We start from the raw sequence: 23,478 nt of genomic DNA, 5'->3' as shown, positions 1-23,478 counted from the left end.
TCAGCCGGTTACTTGCCGAGCGCGGCGAATGCCGGAGCAATAACCTGACGCCGGATAAAAAGCAGAATGGCCACTGCGCCAATGGCACCGGGTACGGCAAACGCCAGGAAACTGCTCTGATAAGGCAAGTTCGCGCCATGCAGTATCCCGCCCAACACCGGCCCCACAATTGCGCCAAGCCGCCCGATGCCCATCGCCCAGCCAAGGCCGGTGGCACGTATGTGCGGCGGGTAGTACTGCACCGCGCAGGCATTGGCCAGAATCTGTGTGCCGATGGTAGAGGCACCTGCCACTGCAATAAGCAGGTACAGCACCGCCACCGGCGCTTTGAACGCAAGCAGGCTGAGCGATAACGCCCCGCAGGCAAAAAAGCACAACAACACGTTGGCGATACCGATCCGGTCGCCCAACCAGCCACCCGCTACCGCACCCAGAATAGCGCCCGAGTTAAGCACCAATAAAAACGCCAGGCTTGAGTTCAGCCCGTAGCCGGCACTGCCCATCAACTTGGGCAACCAGGAACTCAATGCATACACCATCAGCAGGCAACAGAAGAATGCGACCCACAAAGCGAGCGTATGGAACGTCCGGCCTTCATTGAATATTTCGCGGACCGATACTTTTGCCCCACCGGCCGAGGCCTGGCTTAGTTGATCGGCGTTGTCCGGCAAATAACCCGGCGTTGCCTGAGCCAGCAACGCCCTGGCCCGTTCGGTTTGCCCGCTGCGCAATAAAAAGTCCATGGACTCTGGTAACTGGTTTATCAGCCAAGGCAACAGCAACAGCGGGATCACCGCCACGTAGAACACCGCTTGCCACCCCCACTGCGGGATGACCAGCATGCCCAGCCCCGCCGACAACATGCCACCCAGCGAGTACCCGCTGAACATGATTGCCACCAAGGTACTGCGCAACTTGCCGGGTGCGTATTCATTCATCAACGCGACCACGTTGGGCATGACGCCACCAATGCCAAGCCCGGCAATGAAGCGGCACAGTGCAAAGGTTTCAGGGGAAGTGGCCAGCCCGTTCAGCGCGGTAACCCCGCTGAACAGCAGCACGCAGGCCATGATGGTCTTGCGCCGCCCTATACGGTCCGAGAGCGAACCGAAAAACAGCGCCCCCACCAGCATCCCGACCAGCGCACAACTGCCCAAGGCACCGGCCTGCAGGGCGCTCAGGCCCCATTCGGCCATCAGCGAAGGCAACACCACGCCATAGATAACCAGGTCATAGCCGTCGAAGATGATGATGAGCGCGCACCAGAACAGTAAACGCGCGTGAAAGGTATTGAACCGGGCCCCGTCCAGCAGGGCCGCTGCATTGATGTTTCGCATGGCATCGCTCGTTCTTGTAGTTGTTATGGGTTGGGGGTATGCCCCAATGGGCTAGCGCGAACCATCATGAACAAGGCGCAACAGGCCTCACATGCAGCCACTCGCATAGTGGTTATTTCGGGTGTGAATAGTGTTCAGGCATACCCAGTGAGTCTGGTTTCGGGTAGCGTTGTATGCGGACGCCGATAAAGCCTGAAAACAATACCCATCGCGTCTCGATTAATACCTGAGAGGTATCATGGAATTACGCGATTTAGACCTGAACCTGCTATTGGTTTTCAACCAGTTACTGATCGACCGCAAAGTCTCGACCGCCGCCGAGAACCTGGACCTGACCCAACCGGCAATGAGCAATGCCCTGAAGCGCCTGCGCACCGTGCTACAGGACGCGTTGTTCGTGCGCACTTACCAGGGCATGGAGCCGACGCCTTACGCACTGCAATTGGCAGAGCCGATAACCACAGCCATCCAGACGCTACGCGATGCACTCGCCAGGCAAAACACCTTCGACCCGGCCACCAGCAACCGTCGCTTCACAATGGCCATGACCGACATTGGCGAAATCTACTTCATGCCCAAGTTGATGGACGCCTTCGCCGCGCTGGCACCCGGCTGCACGATCAGCACGTTGCGCAACTCGACCGACACACTCGCCGAAGGCTTGCAGAACGGCACTATCGATCTGGCGGTTGGCTTGTTACCGCACTTGCAGGCGGGGTTCTTCCAGCGACGACTGTTTCACCATCGCTATGTGTGCCTGTGCCGCAACGGGCACCCCGCTACGCTACAGCCGCTTACCGTGGAAGCGTTCATGGGCTTCGATCATGTAAATGTGGTGGCGGCCAATACCGGGCACGGCGAGGTCGACACGTATTACGCGCGGGCGGGCGTCGTGCGCAACATTCGCCTGGAAGTGCCGCACTTTGTGGCGGTGGGGCATATCTTGCAGCGCACGAATTTACTGGCGACGGTGCCGGAGCGGTTTGCCGCCAGTTGTGAAGTGCCGTTCGGGTTGAGCGCTCTGCCGCCGCCGGTGGATTTACCAAACATCGAGATCAACCTGTTCTGGCATGGGCGCTACAACAAGGACCCGGCTAACCGCTGGCTTCGGCAGTTGATGTTCGAACTGTTCTCGGACACTCCGGGCATTCTTCCGGCGTTGTAGCAGGCGGGCTGTGCTCAGCCAGAACGCGGGGCCGGTTGAAGATTAAGTAGAGCAAACCCGCCAAGACCAGCCCCGCAATCCAGCTGACATCCGCGCCGATCAACCGGGCGAAAAAACCCTCGAAAAACGAGAGCTTCATGAACGGCACAGTGCCGATGATCGAAACGCCATACACGATCATGGTCTTGCGATTCCATCGGCCATAGCGACCTTGCGCATCGTACAGGTCTCCAATGCTGTAGCTACCGCGCCGCACCACGTAATAATCCACCAGATTGATCGCGCTCCATGGAATCAACAGATACAGCTGCCCGATCAGGATGTCGGCAAAGAATGTGTCGAAGTGGTACTGGGTCTGGATGGCAATCACGCAGGCCAGCAGCGACAACACCGCCATCAGCAAAGCCTTGGTGCCGTGCCGCACCTGCTGCAGCCTGGCAAAGCCGCTGAAAATGGTGGTGGTGGACATGTAAGCGCTGTACAGGCACAACACGTTGTACTGGATAACACCCAATGCCACCACGATCAGCGCAGCCTTGGCCCAGGGCCCGAACAGGCTGGCGATAGCAGTGCCAGGGTCGACACCCAGGGCCGATGGCACGAAAGCGGCCAGCACTGCGCCTAGCGCCATCATGCCCAACGAACCCAGCGCGCAACCCGAATAGGTGGTCCAGAAGGTTCGCCGGGTGCTCACATCGGCCGGCAGGTAACGGGAGTAATCCGCCACATAAGGGCCATAGCCAAGCGTCCACGAAGCCGCCTGTGCGATCACCAGGTTGAAGATCGGCATCGAAAAACCACCTGCATCACCGTGCAGGCCTCCCGCTGCGCTCGCCCGCATCAGGATCAACACCAGGGCGGTACCGAACACCACGGCAGAAAGCCAACTCATCCACGCCCCCATACGGTGGATAAGCTCATACCCGACCACACCGATCAGGAAGGTGGTGATACCGACAATCAGGATCGCCTGATCGTCGCTGATGGCAAGCAGCGCCTTCAAGGGAGCGCGCATCAACACGCCACTGGCGGCCATGAACAGCACCGCGGCAGTCACCATTACCAGCAAGGGGATGGCTGCACCGAACACGCCGAATTGCGCGCGGCTCTGGATCATCTGCGGCACCCCCAGGTGCGGCCCCTGCGCCGAGTGCGCGGCCATGAAAATGGTGCCCAACAGGCAGCCGATGAGCAGCCCGGCCAGCGTCCACATCAGGCTCAGCCCCGAGGCCACGCCAAGGGTTCCGACCATCAAAGCGGTGACCTGCAAGTTTGAACTGAACCACACAGAGAACAGCCGCCGTGGCCTGCCATAGCGCTCGCTGTGAGGTACGAACTCGATACTGCGCTTCTCGACTTTCATATTATTGTCCTTGTCACCAAACGCGCGTTTGCACAGACAGGCATGAAGCACTTCACCGTTCCACCTCCGCTTTGACGCTATCCAGCCCAGGCTGGCCATCCCAGGTCGTCACGCCGGCCAACCAGCCATCAAGTACCTGAGGGTTCTGCTTCAACCAGGCCCTGGCGGCAGCTTCCGGCTCCATTTTCTGGTACAGGATGGCGCCCATGATGTGGTTCTCCATGTCCAGGCTAAAGCTCAGGTTCTTCAACAGCAGACCCACGTTCGGGCACTCATCCGCATAGCCTTTGCGGGTACTGGTGTAGACCGTGGCATCGCCGAAATCAGGGCCAAAATAGTTGTCGCCGCCGGTAAGGAACTTCATCTTGAATCGGGTATTCATAGGGTGCGGCTCCCACCCCAGGTACACGATCGCCTGATCGCGCCGCTGCGCCCGCTCTACCTGCGCCAGCATGCCCGACTCGCTCGATGCCACCACCGAGAAGCCGGCATCTTTCAGGCCAAACGCATTGTCGCCGATGGCTTTGAGCACGGCGTTGTTGCCGCCATCGCCGGGCTCCAGGCCATAAATCTTGCCGCCCAGTTCGGTTTTGAATTTCGTGATGTCGGCGAAGTCCTTCAGCCCGCGATCCCAGAGGGCCTGCGGTACTGCCAGCGTGTACTTGGCATGCTGCAGGTTGACCCGCACGATATCGATGCTGCCGGCATCACGGTGGGGTTTGAGATCCGGCTCCATGGTAGGTAACCAGGTACCCAGGAACACATCCATGTTCTTGCCATCGGACAAGGCCTTGAAGGTCAGAGGGACACCCACCAGTGTGGACTTGGTTTGATAGCCAAGGCTTTTCAGCAGCGTGGTGGCAATAGCGGTGGTGGTCTGGATATCGGTCCAGCCAGGGTCGGACATCCGTACCAGGCGACACTGAGGTGGCTCTGCTGCATATGTGTTTGCAGACAGCACCAAGGCGGAGCAGAACATAACGCGCAGTGCATGTTTCATGACGCAAATCCTCTCTGTGGCAGCTATGGGAAGCGGCAGTTTTTTTGTTATTCAGAGGCAACGCAGTCTTGTTGTTATCTATGCAAGGGCACGGCAAGTACTAGCGACGAATCCCGATCACCCGGCCGCAATAGCCGGAGCGCGGCAGTGAGCGCTGTTCGGCAAAGATCGCGCCGATCTTCGCTTCAACCGGCGCGGCAAATTTCGCCGCACGGCCCGCTTCAGCGGCGATGTTCATGAGCATCTGCTCGCTGGCAGCCAGCAGTTCTCCATTCTTGGGGCGATACAGGTGATGGACGATGTGCAGGCGTTTGCTGTCATGGTCGATCAGCTGGGTAAAGACCTGTACGTGTTCGCCCAGGCGGGTTTCGCTGAGGTAGTTGATGTGCGCTTCCAGGGTATAGAGCGTATGGCCGTATATGGCCCGGCCATCAGCGTCCAGGCCAATGTGATTCATCAAGGCATCGGTGGCGTGGCTGAACAGCAGGAAGTAGAAGGCATCGCGCAGGTGCCCGTTGTAGTCGATCCAGTCTTCGACGATGGTGGCCTGGTGAATCAGCAGCAGGTTATTCACGAGTAAGTCCTTCCAGAAGTCGGGGTTGCGGCTTAAAGATCGAGCACGAGGCTTGCTGACAATGACCGGGAAACGCAGATCATCATCACCTCGTTGCTCTTGCGTTCGGCCGCTGTCAGCACGCTGTCGCGATGGTCCGGGGTGCCTTCCAGCACGCAGATTTCGCATGAGGCGCATGTACCCTCCCGGCAAGAGCTCTCTACCCGCAGGCCGTTCGCCTCAAGCACCTGAAGAATGCTTTTGTCTGCAGGCACGTCGAATGACTTGCCGCTTCTGGCCAGCTGAACGGTGAAGGCTTTGTCGGTTACCGACGTTTGCGGCGCTTTCGGCGTGAACCATTCGAAATGCACCTGTTCTTCGGGAAAGCCACTTGCTGCGGCTTCAACGGCCAGCATCAATGGCGTGGGCCCACAGGTGTAGAAGTGGACATTGGGTGCCTGCCGGCTGATCGCGCCCGCAACATCGAACAAGCCCCCGGCCTCGTCGTCGGCGTGCAAGGTCACCCGATCGCCAAAGGCTCGGAGTTCCTCCAGAAAGGCCGCCCGCTGCCGGCTGCGCACCAGGTAGAACAGCTGCCAGGGACGCTTGTTGCTTTCACACCACTGGATCATCGACCACACCGGCGTAATGCCGATGCCACCGGCGAAAAACACAAAACCCGATGCGTCTTCTTCCAGCGGAAAATGATTGCGCGGCGGGCTGACCTTCAGCGTATCGCCCACGCGCAGGGCCTGGTGCACGTGCCGGGAACCACCGCGGCTGGTTGGCGACAGGCCGACCCCGACGCAATAACGGTGCTGCTCGCGCGCGTCGTTGCACAGGGAATACTGGCGCACGATATCCCCGGGCAGGTGCAACTCGATATGGGCGCCGGGTTTGAATGGCGGCAGCGCTTCGCCCGTGGGCGAGCGCAGCTCGATGACCATGACGCCTTTGGCTTCGGCAATCAGGTCGGTTATCTGCAGGGTCAGGGCTTCATCAGGCATGGCACACCTCACGCAACGGCAAACTGGCCCGGGGCGCCGTGCGCCACGGGCCCACACTCAACGGCGCCGCAGTGGCGCGGTTGCCTTCAACATGTGAGTGATCAATTGATCCCGGTTGGTCGCCAGTGATGCCCAGCTGTGGTCCCCGGCCTCTTGATGAACGCCTTCTACCAGCAACGAGGCCGTTTCAGCGTCCAGGCGCGGATCGCCCAGGTCATCCCACCAGCCGTGGAAGCTTTCGGTGTATTTTTGGCAGAACGAACCCAGGCCTTGCGAACCGCCGCCAAGGTGGAACAGCATGGTTGGCCCCATCGCCGCCCAGCGCAGGCCCGGCCCGGCCCATACCGCCTTGTCGACGTCTTCCACACTGGCCACGCCGCTCTTGACCAGGTGAATGGCTTCCCGCCACAGCGCGGCCTGCAGGCGGTTGGCGACATGCCCCTTCACTTCACGGTTGACCCGGATGGTCACTTTCCCGACCAGGTCATAAAACCGCTCGGCCTTCTCGACCACGCCAGCAGCGGTCTTTTCGTTGCCCATGACCTCGACCAGCGGGATCAGGTGGGGCGGGTTAAACGGATGGCCAAGGATAAAGTGTGACGGGTTTTGCCAGCCGGCCTGCATCTCACCCAGGCGCAAGCCGGAGGCAGAGGAAGCCACGATGGCACCGGGCTTGAGCGCTGCTTCCAGCTTGGCGAACAGATCGTGCTTGATGGCGATGCGCTCTGGCACGCTTTCCTGCACGAAGTCGGCCTGCTGAACAGCACTGGCCACATCGCCGTGAAAACTCAGTTGACCCGGCTGTGCGTCAGCCAGGCCCAGCTCGCGCAGCGTCGGCCAGGCATTGTCGATGTAACTGCGAACGTCGGCCTCCATGGTCGGTGACGGGTCGTAGACCGCAACGTTGCGCCCGGAAGCGAGGAACAGTGCGGCCCAGCTGGCACCGATCACACCTGCGCCAATTACCGCGACATTTTCGAATTCAGTCATCAGAAACAACCTCGATTGTAAGGAGAATGCTGCTCACTCATGTGCCAGCATGACGTGGCGAACACTGGTGTAGGCGTCCAGTGCAAACACCGACATGTCGCAACCGTGCCCCGAGCCTTTCATGGCCGCCCAGGGCATTTCCGGCGTGGCAATACCGTGCGTGTTGACCCAGGTGAAGCCGTAGCGAAGCCGGCTGCTGGCCGCCATTGCGCGGCCGCTGTCCCGCGTCCACAGCGAAGACGCCAGGCCATAGCGGGTAGCGTTGGCGATAGCGATAGGGTCCTGGTCCTCGGTGAACCGCGACACCGTGATGACTGGCCCGAACATTTCCTGTGTCGCGATCTCGGCATGGTGGTCGACATCTGCAACCACGGTAGGGCTGTAAAAGAAGCCGCCACCCGTTTCCACCCGCCCCCCGGTGACCACTTCGGCATAGGCCCGAGCGCGATCAACGAAGCCGGCCACGCGCTGACGATGCAGCTCAGTGACCAATGGGCCCATTTCTGTGCCATGCGCCCTGGGTGCGCCTACCTTGATGGACGAGGCGGCTTGCGCCAGGGCACTGACGACGCGGTCGTAGACCTTGCTGGCAACCAGCACCCGGCAAGGCTGGGCACAATCCTGCCCGGCGTTGAAGAAGGCCGTGGCGCGCAGGGTCGCCACCAGCTTTTCGAGGTCGGCATCCTCGTACACGATGACCGGCGCCTTCCCACCCAGCTCGACATGCACCTGGCGCATCTGCTGTGCTGCCGCACGCATGGCCGCACTGCCCGTGGCCGGCGAACCGGTGATGCTGACGGCTTCGATGCCATCTGCATTGATCAGCCGAGCCCCGATCGACGTGCCAACTCCATGCACAATATTGATGACGCCTTTGGGAACCACATCGGCCAACAGCTGCCCCAGGCGCAGGGTCGACAGCGGCGTCACTTCTGATGGTTTGAGCACCACGCTGCAACCGGCCGCCAGCGGCGCCGCCAGCTTCCAGGCGGCCATCATCAGCGGGTAGTTCCAGGGGGCGATGGCGGCCACCGGGCCGATCGGGTCGCGCCGGATCAGGCTGGTATGCCCCGTCACGTATTCGCCTGCGGCCACGCCTGCCAAGGTGCGAGCGGCCCCGGCAAAAAAGCGGAAGGTATCGAGGGTCAACGGCATTTCATCGTCGAGTGCCGATGGCCATGGCTTGCCCACATTCTGGCTTTCCAGCGCGGCCAGTTCTTCAGCGTGTTGTTCAATAACCCCGGCGATGTCCTGCAACAGCGCGGCACGCTGCGCCGGGGTCGTTCTGGAGTACGACTCGAACGCCTCATGCGCGCTTCGCACAGCGCTGTCGAGCTGGGCATCATCAGCCTGACCAACGCTGACGATCTCCTCACCCGTGGCGGGATCGATCACAGCCAGGGGCGCAGCGGCGCCTTCAACGAGTTCGCCGTTGATCAACATCTTGGTATGCATGGCATATCCCCAATCACGAATCACAGGGTGATCTTTTCGCGCCCTTTCAAACCAAGGCGTGCTCGTGCTTCTTCAGGCGTGGCCACCTTGAGCCCGAGGCTTTCGACAATCGAACGAATCTTCAGCACTTGCTCGGCATTGCTCTTGGCCTTTTCGCCGGCACCGATGAACAGGCTGTCTTCAAGGCCAACGCGCACGTTGCCGCCGAGCATCGCCGCCTGGGTGGCGAAGCTCATCTGGTTTTTGCCTGCGGCCAGTACCGACCACTCGTAATCCTTGCCGAACAGCTTCTGGGCCACGGTATGCATGTGCATCAGGTTGTCCAGGTCTGCCCCTACCCCGCCCAGCACGCCGAATACGATCTGAATCAGGAACGGTGGTTTGACCCAGCCCTGGTCGATCACCCAGGCCAGGTTGTACAGGTGGCCCAGGTCATAGCATTCGAATTCGAAGCGAGTGCCGTGGCCGTCGCCCAGTTCTTTGACGATGTATTCGATGTCGGCAAAGGTGTTGCGGAAAATGAAATCGCGGGTGCTGTCGAGGAAAGCCGGCTCCCAGTCATGCTTCCAGTTCGAATACTTGGCCTTCATCGGGAAGATGCCGAAGTTCATCGAGCCGACGTTCAGCGAGGCCATTTCCGGGCTTACCGCCAAGGCGGCGCGCAGGCGCTCTTCGCGGGACATGCCCAGGCCACCGCCAGTGGAAACGTTCAGCACGGCATCGCTCTGGCGATGGATCTGGCCCATGAAGTCCTGGAACAGTTCCGGGCGTGGGTCGGGCTTGCCGGTCTCGGGGTTGCGGGCATGCAGGTGGATGATCGAGGCGCCGGCATTGGCGGCGTCGATGGAGGAATCGGCAATTTCCTGCGGGGTGATTGGCAGGTATTGCGACATGGTCGGGGTGTGTACGCCACCGGTGGTGGCGCAAGTAATGATCACGGATTTTGGCATGGCAAGGCTCACAGTTTCATGTGTTGGGCTTGTAGCAGTCGGGGGCCTATCGCTTCACGCCGCGTGCGTAGGCGTCGAGCACCAGGCCGTGGAAATGGTGCAATGCATGCTCGGATTTGCCCGACCCGTCAGGGTCGGTGACGATACGGCCTTGCTGGAATGCCGGGGTCTGCATGCCGCGCTGGACGTTTTCCACCAGCGAGATGTCTTCCACCTGCAGCACCTCATCGAGGTAGCGGATGGCCTCTTTTTCCATGTCGTCCGGCTCGGGCGTTTCGAGGAAAAAGTCGTAGGTTTCCAGCGTGCGGTCAGGGCCCACCGGCACGATATTGAGCACGATCATCGAGCTACGGCCGGGGTAGCGCATCAGGCAGGTGGTCGGCCATAGCCACCACACTGCATGGGTCCGCACACTGGCCTTGGAGGTGTCGTAGGCCGAGTTCTGGCCGTTGCCGGCTTCGGCCATGTGGCTGGAGTAGATGCCGTGGGTCTGCACCTTGTAGGTGTCCATGTCGACCAGGGTGCAGAAGTCCTTGTGCGCGGTCGGGCAGTGGTAGCACTCAAGGAAGTTGTCGACCACGTTCTTCCAGTTCGACTTGATCTCGTAGGTCAGGCGATGGCCGAAGGTGAGCTTGTCGATGTCGGGCGCCCACTTCAGCACTTCCTTGGCCAGGTCACCTGACTGCTCGCGCAGTGGCGCCGCGTGCGGGTCGAGGTTGACGTAGATGAAGCCGCAGAATTCCTCGACCTGCACCGGGGTCAGGTGAATCTCTTCCTTGTTGAATTCTTTCAACCCGCCCACGTGCGGCGCAGCCACCAGGCCACCGTTGAGGCCATAACACCAGGAGTGGTACGGGCAAACGATACGGCGGGTCTTGCCTTCCCCTTGCAGCACCGGATGCGCGCGGTGTTTGCACACGTTATAGAAGGCCCGCAACACACCCTCCTGGTCACGCACCACTGCAATCGGGCGCCCGGCGATGTCTACGGTGGTGTAGCTACCCGGCTCGCGCACCTTCTCCACATGGCACACCCACTGCCAGCTTTTGGCGATGATTTCCTCCTGGTCTACGCGAAACCATTCAGGTTCCACATAGGCGTCAGCGCGCAGCGACTGGGAAATCAGCGGATCCGGATCATAGCCCTGCTTGATCGATTCGAATTGGCGAGGATGCAGCAACTCAGACATATCAACGGCCCTTTTATTGTCACGAGCATGGAGTTCTGCTCGTTCTGTGGGGCTGATAGTGGTCTGCCTGAAGCCTGGAAAATGTGCAGTATTCGCCGAGTTTTTTGCTTATCTCGCCAAGGTCGTTTTTAGGTATGTGCATGCAATGCGCGACAACGCTCAGCGCTCTCTACCCGCCTGATGCATGGGCCAGGCGCGGTAATCGAACGGCACGCGCCCTTCCTGGCGGTCCTGCCGAGGCGTAAGGCCAAAGCGCTCGCGGTAGATCCTGCAGAAGTGCGACTGGTTGGGAAAGCCCGAGGCCACGCCCACCTTTGTCAGCGCCAGGTTGGTCTGGGTCACTAGCCCACGCGCCCGGTCCAGACGGATATCGCGGTAGTAAAGCGCCGGGGTCTTGTGGGTGACCTGACGGAACAGGCGGTCGAGTTGACGCTGTGAAATACCCACCCGCTCACTGATGTCAGGAATGCTGATGACCTCTTCAAGGTGGGTTTCCATCAACTTGATCGCCTGCATGATTGCTGGCGCAATCGTGTGGCCCAACGGTTGATGGTCTTGCGGGTTCTGCTGCGTGCTACCCGGCCTGAACTGCTGATGAAACACGTACCGCGCGGCTTCGTTGGAGAGTGTTTCGCCGTGCATGTTGCGGATCAGCTGCAGCGCGGTATCGGTCGCCGCTGCACCACCACAACAGGTGATGCGGTTGTCGTCGAATACATACAGGTCTTCGACGATGTTAACGTCCGGGTACAGCTCGATCAGCGCGTCGATATGTTCGTAATGCCCGGTCGCCCGCCGCCCCGCCAGCAAGCCCGCCTCCGCCAGCAGGAACGTGCCGGTGTCGATCGCACCCAGCATGCAGCCTTTGCTGGCCCATGTTCTGAGCAGGCCTTGCAGGTGGGGGCTGTGGAACTTTTCGGGCGTCCAGCTGCAAGAAACCAACACCAGATCCCAGCTCTGGTCGCGCACGCTGGCGACGGATTGAGTGAACAGGTCCATGCCATTCGATGCCCGGATGCCACCGCCTTCGAGTGAGGCGAACTCCCAGTGGTAACGGGACTCGCCGCTCAGGTAATTGGCGGCCCGGAACGGGTCGACAAAGGCAGAGGTGGCGGCCGCATTGAAGTACGGGAACACAATGACCAGAAACCTGAACACGCTTGTCTCCAATGCAGCGGCTGTACTGCATCATACCCAGCCACTGCTCACCAGGCAGCCTTTCTGCGCACCCCCTTGCCTTGTGCGCCCAGGCAGGTGATGGCAAAGGCAATCACCAGTGCCCCCGTACCCAGCAGGAAGATCAACTGCGGGTTGGAGCCCTCCACCAACATGGCAATCAACGCTGGCGTGACCGCAGCAGCCCCCATCAAGGTGATGCTGACCAGCGGCGTGAGCTTGCCGGTCGGGTCGTTGGTAGTAATCAGCGCCATGTAATACGACAACGACAGCACCCAACCGAAGTTGATCAGCAGCAGCGCGACGAACAGCTGCATCGGCGTGCGGGTATGGCCGGTGAGCATGGCAATGGAGATGAACACCGCCACCAGCCCCACGCCGATCATCAACTGGCGATTGACCCGTGCGCCCAGCAGGCTCGGCAGCCCCGCTCCCGGCAGGCCGCCTAACGCGGACAAGCCGAACGCCCAGCCGATATCGACGCCGCCGATGCCTTGGTCGCGGGCCAACTGATCGATAAAGCCCCATACGCAATAAATCGCAATCTGCATGAACAGCATGCCCACCAGCGCAGTGCGCCCGGTGCGCGCCGACCCGCCCTGGGCGGGCGAGCCTTCGCCACTGGCCAGCGTTGCCGCCGGGCGCCGCGGCAGCACCAGGCTGGCGCCGCAGATCAGCAGGTACCACAGGCCGAACGCGCTCAAGGCAGTCACCGTGCCACTTTGCGCGGCAAGCAACGGCAATGCCGCGGAAAACAGCGAGTACTCGGGTGTTTGCAGCAACAGCATCAACCCGAACGAACGGTCCTGGTTGGGCAGGCGGCCCAGCGTGGACACCGCGTAGGCGTACACCAGCCCCGCACAGGTACCGGCCGCCAGGCGCACGATCAGCAGCAGGGTGTTGGTGGTGGCATAGGCGGTCGCGATGCTCAATGCCACGCACAGCGCACCTACCAACAGGCACAGGCTGCGCCCGCCATGTCGTTTCATCAGCGCCGGGCACAGCAACGTGCCCAGGGTCATGCCGATCATCTCGACCGACACCACCCAGCCCTGCTGGTCGAGTGACAGGTTCAGTTGTTCGGTGACCAACCCCATGAAGATGGGTTGTACGCCACAGACAATGAAGGAAGTACAGGCAATGAAAATCAGCGCGGCACGCAGCAGCTTGGAATCTTGCGTCATGGGGACTCCGACACGGCATTTGTTTTTATTGTGTGTTTGATGACCAGCGCTGGAGCGCGCTGTAGCCGGCGGCCGGGCTGGTCTCGTGGGCAATGCTGGGGCGAGATCGGAGGCTTGGAAAGTTAATTATCGGAATCGGGATCAGTGGAGTTTTTAATGCAGGCCAAGTGCCCGCGACTGTATCCAGAAATGCACTGAAGGCGATCCTGATAATTAATTGGAGACATACCCGCATCCCCCCTACCGTGGTACGTCACCCAAGCCTCAGTAGAAAAGGCCCGATCATGAACGACCGTGAGTTCATCAACGCCATCGACGCCGATGGCCTGCCGCTGCACATTGCCGTCAGCAACGGCCGCATCAGCCACATCGGCCCGCAACGCGCCAGCGCCCCGGCCCGCGAAACCATCGACCTTGAAGGCCTGCTGGCGCTGCCAGGCTTTGTCGACGGCCACATTCACCTGGACAAAAGCTTCGTCGGCGACCGCTGGCGACCGCACCAGCCTGTCGCCAGCCTGCGCGAGCGACTGGCCGTGGAAAAGCGCGAACTCGCCAGCGCCCCGCCCATCGTCGAACGCGCCGACGCGCTGATCCGGCAGGCTGCTTCCTACGGCACCCTGGCCATGCGCTGCCACGTGGACGTGGACGCCACCACCGGCCTCAGCAACCTGCACGCCATTCTCGAAGCCCGGGAGAAGTGGAAAGGCCTGCTCGACATCGAGCTGGTGGCCTTCCCTCAGGCCGGCGTGGTGAGCTGCCCCGGTACCGCTGAAGTAATGGATGCTGCCATCCGCGAAGGCGTGCAAGTGGTCGGCGGCATCGACCCGACCACCTTGGACGGCGACGCCGACGGCCAGCTGGACATCGTGTTTGGCATTGCCGAGCGATATGGTGTGAAGGTCGACATCCACCTGCACGAACCCGGTGATATCTGCATCGCCCAACTCGAACGCATCGCCGCGAGGACTCAGGCACTGGGCATGCAAGGCCTGGTCGCGGTCAGCCACGCCTACGGCCTGGGCGACGTCTCCGATGCCGTGGTCGACCGCACCGCTGAAGTGCTGGCCGGTGCTGGCATATCGATCATGACCAACGCCCCGGGCGAGCACGCCTTCCCGCCCGTGCTGCGCCTGCGGGCCGGTGGCGTGCGGGTGTTTACCGGCAACGACAACATCCAGGATGCATGGTGGCCTTATGGCAATGGCGACATGCTGCAGCGGGCGATGCTGATCAGCTACCGCTCGGGGTTCAATACTGACGAGGAACTGCGGGTGGCGCTGGAGATGGCGACCGAGGCCGGTGCCGGCGTAATGGGCAAGCAGGACTATGGCTTGAAGGTGGGTAACGAGGCCAGCTTCGTACTGTTCAAGGCGCCCAATGCGGCGGCAGCGGTGGCAGCGGCGATCCACGAACGGGTGATCGTGCGCCACGGCGCGTTCTGGGGCGGGCCTGCGCAGTTGCAGCTGCAGGCTGCGCAGTTTGCTGCCGAGCTGCGCCGCTGAGTTACCAACACGATCACCTTGTGTGGGCCTTGTGTCGCGATAGGGTCGCGAAGCGGCCCCAGTGTCTGTGCCCAAACCTGAAATTGCCGGGGCTGCTTCGCAGCCCTTTCGCGACACAAGGCCGCTCCCACATCTACGGCGTCAATTCAGAGTAAGCGCAATACCTGTGAGAGCGGGCAAGCCCGCGAAAAAGCAGCGCAGCAGATGTCACTGCGCGTCAGCCCGAAGAATGCCAATCAGAATTTCAGCCAGCTCCATGACCATCGGGTCTGCCGTAGGCCGATGGAAAATCGCCGCCTCAAACACCCTGATCGGTTTGAACCCCTCCTCCGCTCCCAGCACCCGATGCCCTGCCGCCACCACCCGCGACGGCAGCAGGCTGACACCCAACCCATTGGCCACCGCCTCCTGGATCCCTGCCAGGCTTGAACTGGTAAATGCAATCCGCCAGCTGCGCCCCATCGCCTCGACCGCGCTGATCATGTCATCCCGGTACAACCCGCGTGGCGGAAAGGTAACCAGCGCAATGGGGTCCTGGGCGAAACACGGGTACTGCGCACTGTCGATCCACTCGATACGCTCTGGCTGGCAGGCATTCGCCTCGCGGCTGTTCCGGCGCTGCTTGATCAATACCAGGTCCAGCTCGCCACGGTCGTAGGTACCCATCAAATCGCGGCTCAACCCACCGGTAATCTCCAGCTTTACCGTCGGGTTGCGCCGGTTGAACGCCGCCAACGCCTGCATCGTCTTGCCCGCCACAAAATCGTCCGGCAAGCCGATGCGTACGGTCACCGTCACCCCGCCAGACATGGCCTCGGTCAGTTGGCTGCTCACCGCCAGCAGGTGACGTGCGTAACCCAACAGGGTTTCACCGGCATCGGTCGGGTGCACCTCGCGGTTGCTGCGGTCGAGCAACTGCTGGCCGATCATTTCCTCCAGCCTGCGCACCTTCTGGCTGACCGTGGACTGGGTGGAATGCAGGCGTGCAGCGGCGGTGGTGAAGCTGCCGCAGTCGGCCACCATGACCACGGTGCGGAGCATGTCCAGGTCGTAGATGGCTCGGTTGGGGTTGGTGGATTCGGGCATTTACGGGGTCAGCTGTCTGGAGGGGCTGGATACATGATGCCTGAAGCTCAAGGGGATGCAGCATTGCCCTTGTGCGGGAAGGTCTTTGTACGCGTGCAAAGGTTCATTGCGCGCTAAATCCGAAGTGCGACAAATAGCGACCACAACTGCTCGCACATCGCACAACAGTTCGATAATCGCACAAATTCCGCTAAACCCCCTCTACTGTTGCCCTATCTTGCGGCACGCTATAGCGAAAGTCAGCAAGCAATTTCAAATGCTGACAGGCCCCTTCGCTTCACGCGCTCCGGCCAACCCGACAACCATAACTCCAGGAACAACCAGGAGCTCGCCTTGATCAATAAAACGTACGAGTCCATCGCCAGCGCGGTGGAAGGGATCACCGACGGTTCGACCATCATGGTCGGTGGCTTCGGCACTGCCGGCATGCCGTCCGAGCTGATCGATGGCCTGATCGCAACCGGTGCCCGCGACCTGACCATTATCAGCAACAATGCCGGCAACGGCGAAATCGGCCTGGCCGCCCTGCTCATGGCCGGCAGCGTGCGCAAGGTGGTCTGCTCGTTCCCGCGCCAGTCCGACTCCTACGTGTTCGACGAACTGTACCGCGCCGGCAAGATCGAGCTGGAAGTCGTACCGCAAGGCAACCTGGCCGAGCGTATCCGCGCAGCGGGTTCGGGCATCGGTGCGTTCTTTTCGCCAACCGGCTACGGCACCCTGCTGGCCGAAGGCAAGGAAACCCGTGAAATTGACGGCCGCATGTACGTGCTGGAAATGCCGCTGCACGCCGACTTCGCACTGATCAAGGCGCACAAGGGTGACCGTTGGGGCAACCTGACCTACCGCAAGGCCGCCCGCAACTTCGGCCCGATCATGGCCATGGCCGCCAAGACCGCCATCGCCCAGGTCGACCAGGTTGTCGAACTCGGTGAACTGGACCCGGAACACATCATCACCCCGGGTATCTTCGTCCAGCGCGTGGTCGCCGTTACCGGCGCTGCCGCTTCTTCGATCGCCAAAGCTGTCTGAGGCCTGCCATGACCATCACCAAAAAGCTCTCCCGTACCGAGATGGCCCAGCGCGTGGCCGCAGACATCCAGGAAGGCGCCTACGTAAACCTGGGCATCGGCGCACCGACCCTGGTGGCCAACTACCTGGGCGACAAGGAAGTGTTCCTGCACAGCGAAAACGGCCTGCTGGGCATGGGCCCAAGCCCGGCGCCGGGCGAGGAAGACGATGACCTGATCAACGCCGGCAAGCAGCACGTCACCCTGCTGACCGGTGGTGCCTTCTTCCACCATGCCGACTCGTTCTCGATGATGCGTGGCGGCCACCTGGACATCGCCGTACTGGGCGCCTTCCAGGTATCGGTCAAGGGTGACCTGGCCAACTGGCACACCGGCGCCGAAGGTTCGATCCCGGCCGTAGGCGGCGCGATGGACCTGGCCACCGGCGCCCGCCAGGTGTTCGTGATGATGGACCACCTGACCAAGACCGGTGAAAGCAAGCTGGTGCCCGAGTGCACCTACCCGCTGACTGGCATCGCTTGCGTCAGCCGCATCTACACCGATCTGGCGGTGCTGGAAGTGACGCCTGAAGGGTTGAAAGTGGTCGAGATCTGCGCGGATATCGACTTTGAGGAGTTGCAGAAGCTCAGTGGTGTGCCGCTGATCAAGTGATCCCCGGGCTTACGCTCTTACAGGTTGGATGCACCACTCGAAAGCGATGCAAATACCTGTGGGAGCTGGCTCGCCTGAGATGGGCTGCGTAGCAGCCCCATGGCCCCAACCAACAGCCGAAATCCCAAGCCCCACCCCATCCAAAATGATGTCCATTTGATTCGAAAAATCAGAATTTTTCGCTTGATTGGCGCACGCACTACCGTGTGCCGTGACCAGGACCTCGCCCGGCTTGCTGATGGGCTTCGCCTGGCCGGCCTGCCGGAATAGCACGTTGAGCTAGCCGACGAGCGGGTACCTAGAGTACGGCCATAGTTACTTGCATAATGAAAGTTACAGGCAGATAGTAACGCCATACGCAAATGACACCCAAGGCCAATGCCATGAAAAAAGCCAGCTTCCAACCCATGCCCTGCCCGGTGGCCCGTGCGCTCGAACACATTGGTGATGGCTGGAGCCTGTTGATTCTGCGCGACGCTTTCTACGGCTTGCGCCGCTTCGATGAGTTCCAGCACAGCCTGGGTATCGCCACCAACACCCTCACCCGCCGCTTGAGCGACCTGGTCACCACAGGCCTGCTGGAACGCCGCCCGTACCAGAACAACCCGCCGCGCTTTGAGTACCTGCTCAGCGAGGCCGGGCGCGACCTGCGCCCGGTGATCCTGACCTTGATGGCGTGGGGCGCCAAGCACGCCGAAGGCTCGCAAAAGGTCTACCTCGCCGACGAGCACACCGGCGAGCCGGTGGCGCTGGCACTTATGGACAGCAATACCGGAAAGCGCATCACCGTGGACGATCACCGGGTGCGTATCACCCCCGATGCCGACCCGCTGACCCATTGGCGCGCCGAAACCGGCAAGGCCTACCGCCAAGGCAATGCCTTGGTGAGCCCCTTCCCCACCCAAGCCTCATCAGAGGACTGATTGCCATGAACGCTCACGTTGGCGTAGCACCCGGCCTGGCCGACAGCACCGAAGCCACTGCAAAGAAACCGGCAGGAAAAAAAGCAGTGCTACGCATGGCGGCGTTGGCGATCGCGGTAATTGCCGGCGCGGGCTATGCCAGCCACTGGTGGTCTAGCGCTCGCTTCATCGAGGACACCGACGATGCCTACGTGGGCGCAGATACCACTGTGATCAGCGCAAAGGTGCCGGGCTACATCAGCGAAGTCGCAGTGGTGGACAACCAGTTCGTCAAAGCCGGTGACCTGCTGGCGCGCATTGATGTGCGCGACTACCAAGCAGCCTTGGCAAAAACCGACGGGGCCGTTGCAGCACAGCGTGCCCGCCTTGCCAACCTGGACGCGGTCGAGCTGCTGCAGCAGGCCATCATCAACCAGGCAAAAGCACAGATCGATGCGCGCAGCGCCGAAGCACAACGCGCCCTGAACGACCGGGTTCGCTACCAGACCCTGGTAAGCAGCCAGGCCGTTTCCGTGCAGAGCGCCCAGCGTGTCGAAGCCACCTGGAAAACAGCCCAGGCCGACCGCGCCCACGCCGAGGCAGGCCTGCTTGCGGCCCGCCAGCAATTGGCGGTGATCGGCACCCAGCGTGAACAAACACGCGCGGCGCTGGCCCAGGCCGAAGCCGACCGGCAACAGGCGCAACTCAATATCGCGTACACCGAGCTGCGCGCCCCTGTGGACGGCTACGTAGGCAATCGCCGGGCCAAAGTCGGCGCTTATGCCGCCGCCGGCAGCCAGTTGCTCTCGGTGGTGCCGGCTCACGGTCTGTGGGTGGATGCCAACTTCAAGGAAGACCAGCTGGCGCGCATGCAAACCGGTCAGGCGGTGAGCATCACAGCTGATATCCTGCCAGGGCGTACCCTCCATGGCCGCATCGAGAGCATTGCGCCAGCCACTGGCGCGCAGTTCAGCGTGTTACCACCCGAGAACGCCACGGGCAACTTCACCAAGATTGTGCAGCGCGTGCCGGTGCGGGTAAGGCTGGAAGGCCGCGACGCCGACTTCGGCGCCCTGCGGCCCGGCCTCTCGGTATTTGCCGAGATTGATACCAGGGAGCCACTCCAGCCACAGCCCCAGGCACAACCCGACGTTGCCTCGGCAGGCAGGCCGTGAACGCCGAGCTGCCAGCCCTCACACCTGCTCAAAAGGTCACGGCCTTCGCCTGCATGTGCGTGGGGATGTTCATTGCTTTGATCGACATCCAGATAGTCTCGGCATCGCTCAAGGACATAGGCGGCGGGCTTAGCGCCGGCGCGGATGATACGGCCTGGGTGCAGACGGCTTACCTGATCGCCGAAATCATTGTCATTCCCCTGTCCGGGTGGCTGTCGCGGGTGATGAGCACCCGCTGGCTGTTCGCCGCATCAGCCGCGGGCTTCACCCTCACCAGCCTGCTTTGCGCACTGGCCTGGAACATCCAGAGCATGATCGCCTTTCGCGCGCTGCAGGGCTTTCTGGGCGGGTCGATGATCCCGCTGGTGTTCACCACGGCGTTCATCTACTTCACCGGCAAGCAACGCGTAATCGCGGCCTCGGTGATCGGTGCCATCGCGTCGCTTGCGCCAACACTGGGCCCGGCGGTGGGCGGCTGGATTACCGACATATCGTCGTGGCACTGGTTGTTCTACATCAACCTGGTGCCAGGCCTGTTCGTTACGGTCGCCGTACCGCTGCTGGTCAAGGTCGACCGCCCAGACCTGGCCTTGCTCAAGGGTGCCGACTACCTGGGCATGGGGCTGATGGCCGTGTTCCTGGGGTGCCTGGAATACACACTGGAGGAAGGGCCGCGCTGGAACTGGTTCAGCGATGCCACGATTTCCACCACCGCCTGGATGGCAGGGCTGACCGGCATGCTGTTCATCTGGCGCTGCCTGACAATCGCCGAGCCCATCGTTGACTTGCGCGCCCTGCGTGATCGCAACTTTGCCTTGGGCTGCCTGTTTTCCTTCATCACCGGCATCGGTATTTTCGCCACGATTTATCTCACTCCCCTGTTCCTGGGCCGCGTGCGTGGCTATGGCGCACTGGATATCGGCCTGGCGGTCTTCTCCACCGGCGTGTTCCAGTTACTGGCCATCCCGGTGTACGCCTTCCTCGCCAATCGGGTAGATCTGCGCTGGATCCTGATGCTGGGGTTGGCCTTGTTTGGCATTTCGATGTGGGACTTCTCGCCCATCACCCACGACTGGGGCGCCAAGGAACTGCTCGTGCCCCAAGCCATCCGAGGGTTTGCCCAGCAGATGGCGGTTCCACCGACGGTAACCCTCACCCTGGGCGCACTCTCACCCGCACGTTTGAAGCACGCCTCTGGCCTGTTCAACCTGATGCGCAACCTGGGCGGCGCGCTAGGAATCGCCGCGTGTGCCACGGTACTCAACGACCGTACCAACTTGCACTTTCTGCGTTTGGCCGAGCACCTGAACGTGCGCAACGAAACCATGAATACCTGGCTGGTTCAATGGAGCAGCAATGCTCAGGCACTGGGCCAGGACAGCCTGGGCGCCAGTCAAACCGCCCTTCACCAACTCTGGGCGCTGACGTGGCGCGAAGCACAGACCATGACCTTTGCCGACGCCTTCCTGGTGATCATGGTGTGCTTTATGGTCGCAACGGCACTGGTGCCTTTGATGCGCAAAATCCAGCCACCTCAGCAACCCTCCGCCGACGCTCATTGATTGGCCAGGCCCAGTGTGGCGCGCACAAACTAGGCGAGGTCGCCCTCAATGATGACCATTTCGCGGCGAGAGGCGCGTGTTGCGAATTGCTTGGCATCCGCGTAAGCGGGATCGTTGTAGCAAGCTCTGGCCTGTTCGTAACTTGGGAATTCCACGATCAGTACCCTGGTGCTGGAGTGGAATTCGACCAGCGCACCGGGCTCTAGAACCTTTATTTTGGCCATGTACTTATCACTGATCGGAGCCCAAAGCCGGCTGTATTCCTGCTGTGCATCCGCATCAACTACGTCTGCCCCGAAAATGATCCAGTAACCTTTCATCATGTCGTTCTCTTACTCGTAAGACGTTGAAGGAAGGGCCCGTGATGGCCATTGCGTCAGGCGTTGCGTCGGGCGTAATTTTCAGCCGACGCTTCGAAGGTTTGACCTGCGCGCGGATTCCACTGCACGCCAGAGCGAGCGATTACTCCAGCCTTGAGTTGCTGATGCTCGTCGTAGTCTTGCCGGGGGTGAAAAAACAGCGGCTGAACATCATCGATTGTCGATAAGCGCTCAGCGTAGTCTTCAAGGTAGTGCGTACGTTGTTCTTGCGTAACCTGTGCCGGCATCCAGGCCGCGAACGGCGGCAGCACGGTGAAGCCCGTGTACGCAAGCACGCCATTATGAATGGGCCACAGAATGTGATGCAGGTCGCCATCAATGCCGTTCGGTGTATAAAGGGTGTCCGCTGTGCCTGTGGTCAAGCTCAACATTGCTCGCTTACCCTTCAGATGCCCCGTGCCGTATTTGCGTCCTGCTGAATAAGCGAAACCACGGCTCAGCACGCGATCGACCCATCCTTTCAGGATTGCGGGCATGGAAAACCACCACATCGGGAACTGGAATATCACCAGATCTGCCCATTCCACTCTGGCCTGTTCACGCAGGACATCCGCACATACTGTTGCAGTGGCCTGAGCGTGCTCCTGCTCCTTTGATGCGTCGAAATACTCCGCATTCACGCGTTGGGTAAAATCGTCAGCCTGGAGGACGGCCGACCAGCCCTGCGCATAGAGGTCGCTCACCTGTACCTCGTGCCCTGATGCAGTAAGCGTTTGCACGGCAGTCAGGGTCATCGCGCCGTTGAAAGAGCGTGGTTCTGGATGGGCATGGATAATCAGAATGTTCATGTCACAAACCCTCTATAGGCAAGATCGCGTAATGATCTGATTGTCGCGAGAACGCCGACGCGCTACAAATCATCAGTATTGAGGCTATGGAAGAGAAAAACTGCACCATGCAAGCCAATACCCCACTCAAGGCCATCGTCTGCTTCGACGCGGTCATGCAAACGGGCAGTGCATTACTGGCGGCGCGACAGCTGTTTGTCACACCCGGTGCTATCGGACAGCAGATTCGCAAACTGGAGGATTGGCTGGGCACTCCTTTGTTCCTGCGTAGCGTGCGCAAGCTGCAGCCTACCGAGGAGGCGTTTCGCTATTGGGAGCAAATCAGGCCAGCGCTACAGCAGATCGACCAAGCCAATGCCACGCTGCAGGGTAAAGGCGCATCTCTGGTACGACTGAGCATGCCCCCCGCTTTCGCAAATACATGGTTTGCAAGGCGCATGCCTGACCTGACATGCAACTATCCCGGGTTGAAGCTCCACCTGAGTTCGTCGGTCGAGCCCGTCGATTTCAATACCTCTACGTTTGATCTGGCCGTACGTCATTTTGACGGTCAGGATGACAGCCTCCACGTCCGTCTACTGTTGCGTGACGAGGTGAAGGTTTATTGCAGCCCTGAATACCGAGAGCGCCAGCTATCGAGGGGTAGGGTCGAGGTCAGGGGAGCGACCCTGCTGTACACCACCTCTCATGCCAATTGGTCGAGGTGGCTTACACGAGCCGGTATGTCCTTTGATGGCACGTTAGCTGACTTGCATTTTGACCATTCGGAAATGGCTATCGATGCTGCCCGACGAAGCCAGGGACTGGTGTTGACAAGCCCTTGGCTTGTAGAAGATGACCTGGAGCGCGGGAGCCTTGTGGAACTGTTTCCGCACACGCTGCGAACCGGGAAAAACTATTTCCTCGTACACAAAAAAGACAGGCAACTCAGTACGGCGGCCCAGCAGGTAGGCGATTGGTTGCTTAAGGCGGCCCAGAGGAATGGTAGCGACGTAATAGAATGAGACTGTCGGCATTTGGCCGTTAACTGCCCTC

Annotated in this window: 22 protein-coding genes; 8 read left to right on the top strand and 14 right to left on the bottom strand. The window is 60.9% G+C overall.

From position 1 onward, the window contains the following. Positions 1-8: 8 nt before the first annotated feature. Positions 9-1,337, bottom strand: coding sequence for an aromatic acid/H+ symport family MFS transporter (locus P0Y58_12090; protein WEK32892.1), 1,329 nt, complete (start codon positions 1,335-1,337; stop codon positions 9-11). A 238-nt stretch (positions 1,338-1,575) separates the two neighbouring features. Here P0Y58_12090 and P0Y58_12085 point away from each other — a divergent pair, with 238 nt between their 5' ends. Next, on the top strand, positions 1,576-2,502 hold the full coding sequence (locus tag P0Y58_12085; GenBank protein ID WEK32891.1) for a LysR family transcriptional regulator: 927 nt from the start codon (positions 1,576-1,578) through the stop codon (positions 2,500-2,502). Here P0Y58_12085 and P0Y58_12080 read toward each other — a convergent pair. From P0Y58_12080 to P0Y58_12035, 10 genes are all read right to left on the bottom strand, one after another. After that, a complete protein-coding gene (locus P0Y58_12080) occupies positions 2,432-3,865 on the bottom strand; it encodes a cytosine permease (GenBank protein ID WEK32890.1) in 1,434 nt (477 codons plus the stop codon). The two genes, P0Y58_12085 and P0Y58_12080, sit on opposite strands and share 71 nt — an antisense overlap. 52 nt (positions 3,866-3,917) lie before the next feature. Further along, positions 3,918-4,865, bottom strand: a complete 948-nt coding sequence (choX, locus tag P0Y58_12075) for a choline ABC transporter substrate-binding protein (protein WEK32889.1) — start codon at positions 4,863-4,865, stop codon at positions 3,918-3,920. Positions 4,866-4,965: 100 nt separating this feature from the next. Next, complete coding sequence (locus P0Y58_12070) at positions 4,966-5,439, bottom strand: thioesterase family protein (protein WEK32888.1); 474 nt, start codon at positions 5,437-5,439, stop codon at positions 4,966-4,968. 32 nt (positions 5,440-5,471) lie between these two features. Beyond that, complete coding sequence (locus P0Y58_12065) at positions 5,472-6,365, bottom strand: PDR/VanB family oxidoreductase (protein ID WEK32887.1); 894 nt, start codon at positions 6,363-6,365, stop codon at positions 5,472-5,474. A 117-nt stretch (positions 6,366-6,482) separates the two neighbouring features. Continuing rightward, positions 6,483-7,415, bottom strand: a complete 933-nt coding sequence (locus P0Y58_12060; GenBank protein ID WEK32886.1) for a 3-hydroxyacyl-CoA dehydrogenase NAD-binding domain-containing protein — start codon at positions 7,413-7,415, stop codon at positions 6,483-6,485. 33 nt (positions 7,416-7,448) lie between these two features. After that, on the bottom strand, positions 7,449-8,870 hold the full coding sequence (locus P0Y58_12055) for an aminobutyraldehyde dehydrogenase (protein WEK32885.1): 1,422 nt from the start codon (positions 8,868-8,870) through the stop codon (positions 7,449-7,451). Between the two features lie 20 nt (positions 8,871-8,890). Continuing rightward, the gene (locus P0Y58_12050; protein ID WEK32884.1) at positions 8,891-9,820 is read right to left on the bottom strand and encodes a 3-keto-5-aminohexanoate cleavage protein; all 930 of its coding nucleotides are present in this window, start codon (positions 9,818-9,820) and stop codon (positions 8,891-8,893) included. Positions 9,821-9,866: 46 nt separating this feature from the next. After that, complete coding sequence (locus P0Y58_12045; protein WEK32883.1) at positions 9,867-11,009, bottom strand: ring-hydroxylating oxygenase subunit alpha; 1,143 nt, start codon at positions 11,007-11,009, stop codon at positions 9,867-9,869. A gap of 159 nt (positions 11,010-11,168) precedes the next feature. Further along, complete coding sequence (locus tag P0Y58_12040) at positions 11,169-12,167, bottom strand: GlxA family transcriptional regulator (protein ID WEK32882.1); 999 nt, start codon at positions 12,165-12,167, stop codon at positions 11,169-11,171. Positions 12,168-12,214: 47 nt separating this feature from the next. Then, a complete protein-coding gene (locus tag P0Y58_12035) occupies positions 12,215-13,369 on the bottom strand; it encodes an MFS transporter (GenBank protein ID WEK32881.1) in 1,155 nt (384 codons plus the stop codon). 284 nt (positions 13,370-13,653) lie between these two features. On the opposite strand from P0Y58_12035, the gene P0Y58_12030 reads away from it, so the two are divergent. Beyond that, complete coding sequence (locus P0Y58_12030; protein ID WEK32880.1) at positions 13,654-14,871, top strand: amidohydrolase family protein; 1,218 nt, start codon at positions 13,654-13,656, stop codon at positions 14,869-14,871. A 207-nt stretch (positions 14,872-15,078) separates the two neighbouring features. Here P0Y58_12030 and P0Y58_12025 read toward each other — a convergent pair whose 3' ends face one another. Continuing rightward, complete coding sequence (locus tag P0Y58_12025; GenBank protein ID WEK32879.1) at positions 15,079-15,957, bottom strand: LysR substrate-binding domain-containing protein; 879 nt, start codon at positions 15,955-15,957, stop codon at positions 15,079-15,081. A gap of 333 nt (positions 15,958-16,290) precedes the next feature. On the opposite strand from P0Y58_12025, the gene P0Y58_12020 reads away from it, so the two are divergent. The 5 genes from P0Y58_12020 to P0Y58_12000 all read left to right on the top strand — a co-directional run bounded on the left by P0Y58_12020 (position 16,291) and on the right by P0Y58_12000 (position 21,275). Then, complete coding sequence (locus P0Y58_12020) at positions 16,291-16,986, top strand: 3-oxoacid CoA-transferase subunit A (GenBank protein WEK32878.1); 696 nt, start codon at positions 16,291-16,293, stop codon at positions 16,984-16,986. A gap of 8 nt (positions 16,987-16,994) precedes the next feature. Next, complete coding sequence (locus P0Y58_12015) at positions 16,995-17,636, top strand: 3-oxoacid CoA-transferase subunit B (protein ID WEK32877.1); 642 nt, start codon at positions 16,995-16,997, stop codon at positions 17,634-17,636. Between the two features lie 383 nt (positions 17,637-18,019). Next, positions 18,020-18,559, top strand: coding sequence for a helix-turn-helix domain-containing protein (locus tag P0Y58_12010; GenBank protein ID WEK32876.1), 540 nt, complete (start codon positions 18,020-18,022; stop codon positions 18,557-18,559). 95 nt (positions 18,560-18,654) lie between these two features. Then, positions 18,655-19,713 carry an HlyD family secretion protein gene (locus tag P0Y58_12005; GenBank protein ID WEK33320.1) on the top strand — a complete coding sequence of 353 codons (1,059 nt, stop codon included), beginning with the start codon at positions 18,655-18,657 and terminating at the stop codon, positions 19,711-19,713. Between the two features lie 53 nt (positions 19,714-19,766). After that, entirely contained in the window at positions 19,767-21,275 is a 1,509-nt protein-coding gene (locus tag P0Y58_12000; GenBank protein WEK33319.1) for a DHA2 family efflux MFS transporter permease subunit, read from the top strand. Between the two features lie 29 nt (positions 21,276-21,304). Here the strand turns inward: P0Y58_12000 and P0Y58_11995 are convergent, their stop codons facing one another. Both P0Y58_11995 and P0Y58_11990 read right to left on the bottom strand, forming a co-directional pair. Continuing rightward, positions 21,305-21,598 carry a DUF1330 domain-containing protein gene (locus P0Y58_11995; GenBank protein WEK32875.1) on the bottom strand — a complete coding sequence of 98 codons (294 nt, stop codon included), beginning with the start codon at positions 21,596-21,598 and terminating at the stop codon, positions 21,305-21,307. Between the two features lie 53 nt (positions 21,599-21,651). Continuing rightward, entirely contained in the window at positions 21,652-22,443 is a 792-nt protein-coding gene (locus P0Y58_11990; GenBank protein WEK32874.1) for an NAD(P)H-dependent oxidoreductase, read from the bottom strand. Positions 22,444-22,529: 86 nt separating this feature from the next. Here P0Y58_11990 and P0Y58_11985 point away from each other — a divergent pair, with 86 nt between their 5' ends. Then, positions 22,530-23,447, top strand: a complete 918-nt coding sequence (locus P0Y58_11985) for a LysR substrate-binding domain-containing protein (protein ID WEK32873.1) — start codon at positions 22,530-22,532, stop codon at positions 23,445-23,447. Positions 23,448-23,478: the final 31 nt, after the last annotated feature.

The organism is Candidatus Pseudomonas phytovorans (assembly GCA_029202525.1).
Taxonomy (GTDB): domain Bacteria; phylum Pseudomonadota; class Gammaproteobacteria; order Pseudomonadales; family Pseudomonadaceae; genus Aquipseudomonas; species Aquipseudomonas phytovorans.
The sequence above is the reverse complement of the archived record's forward strand: the minus strand, read 5'-3'. Positions and strand labels throughout refer to the sequence as shown.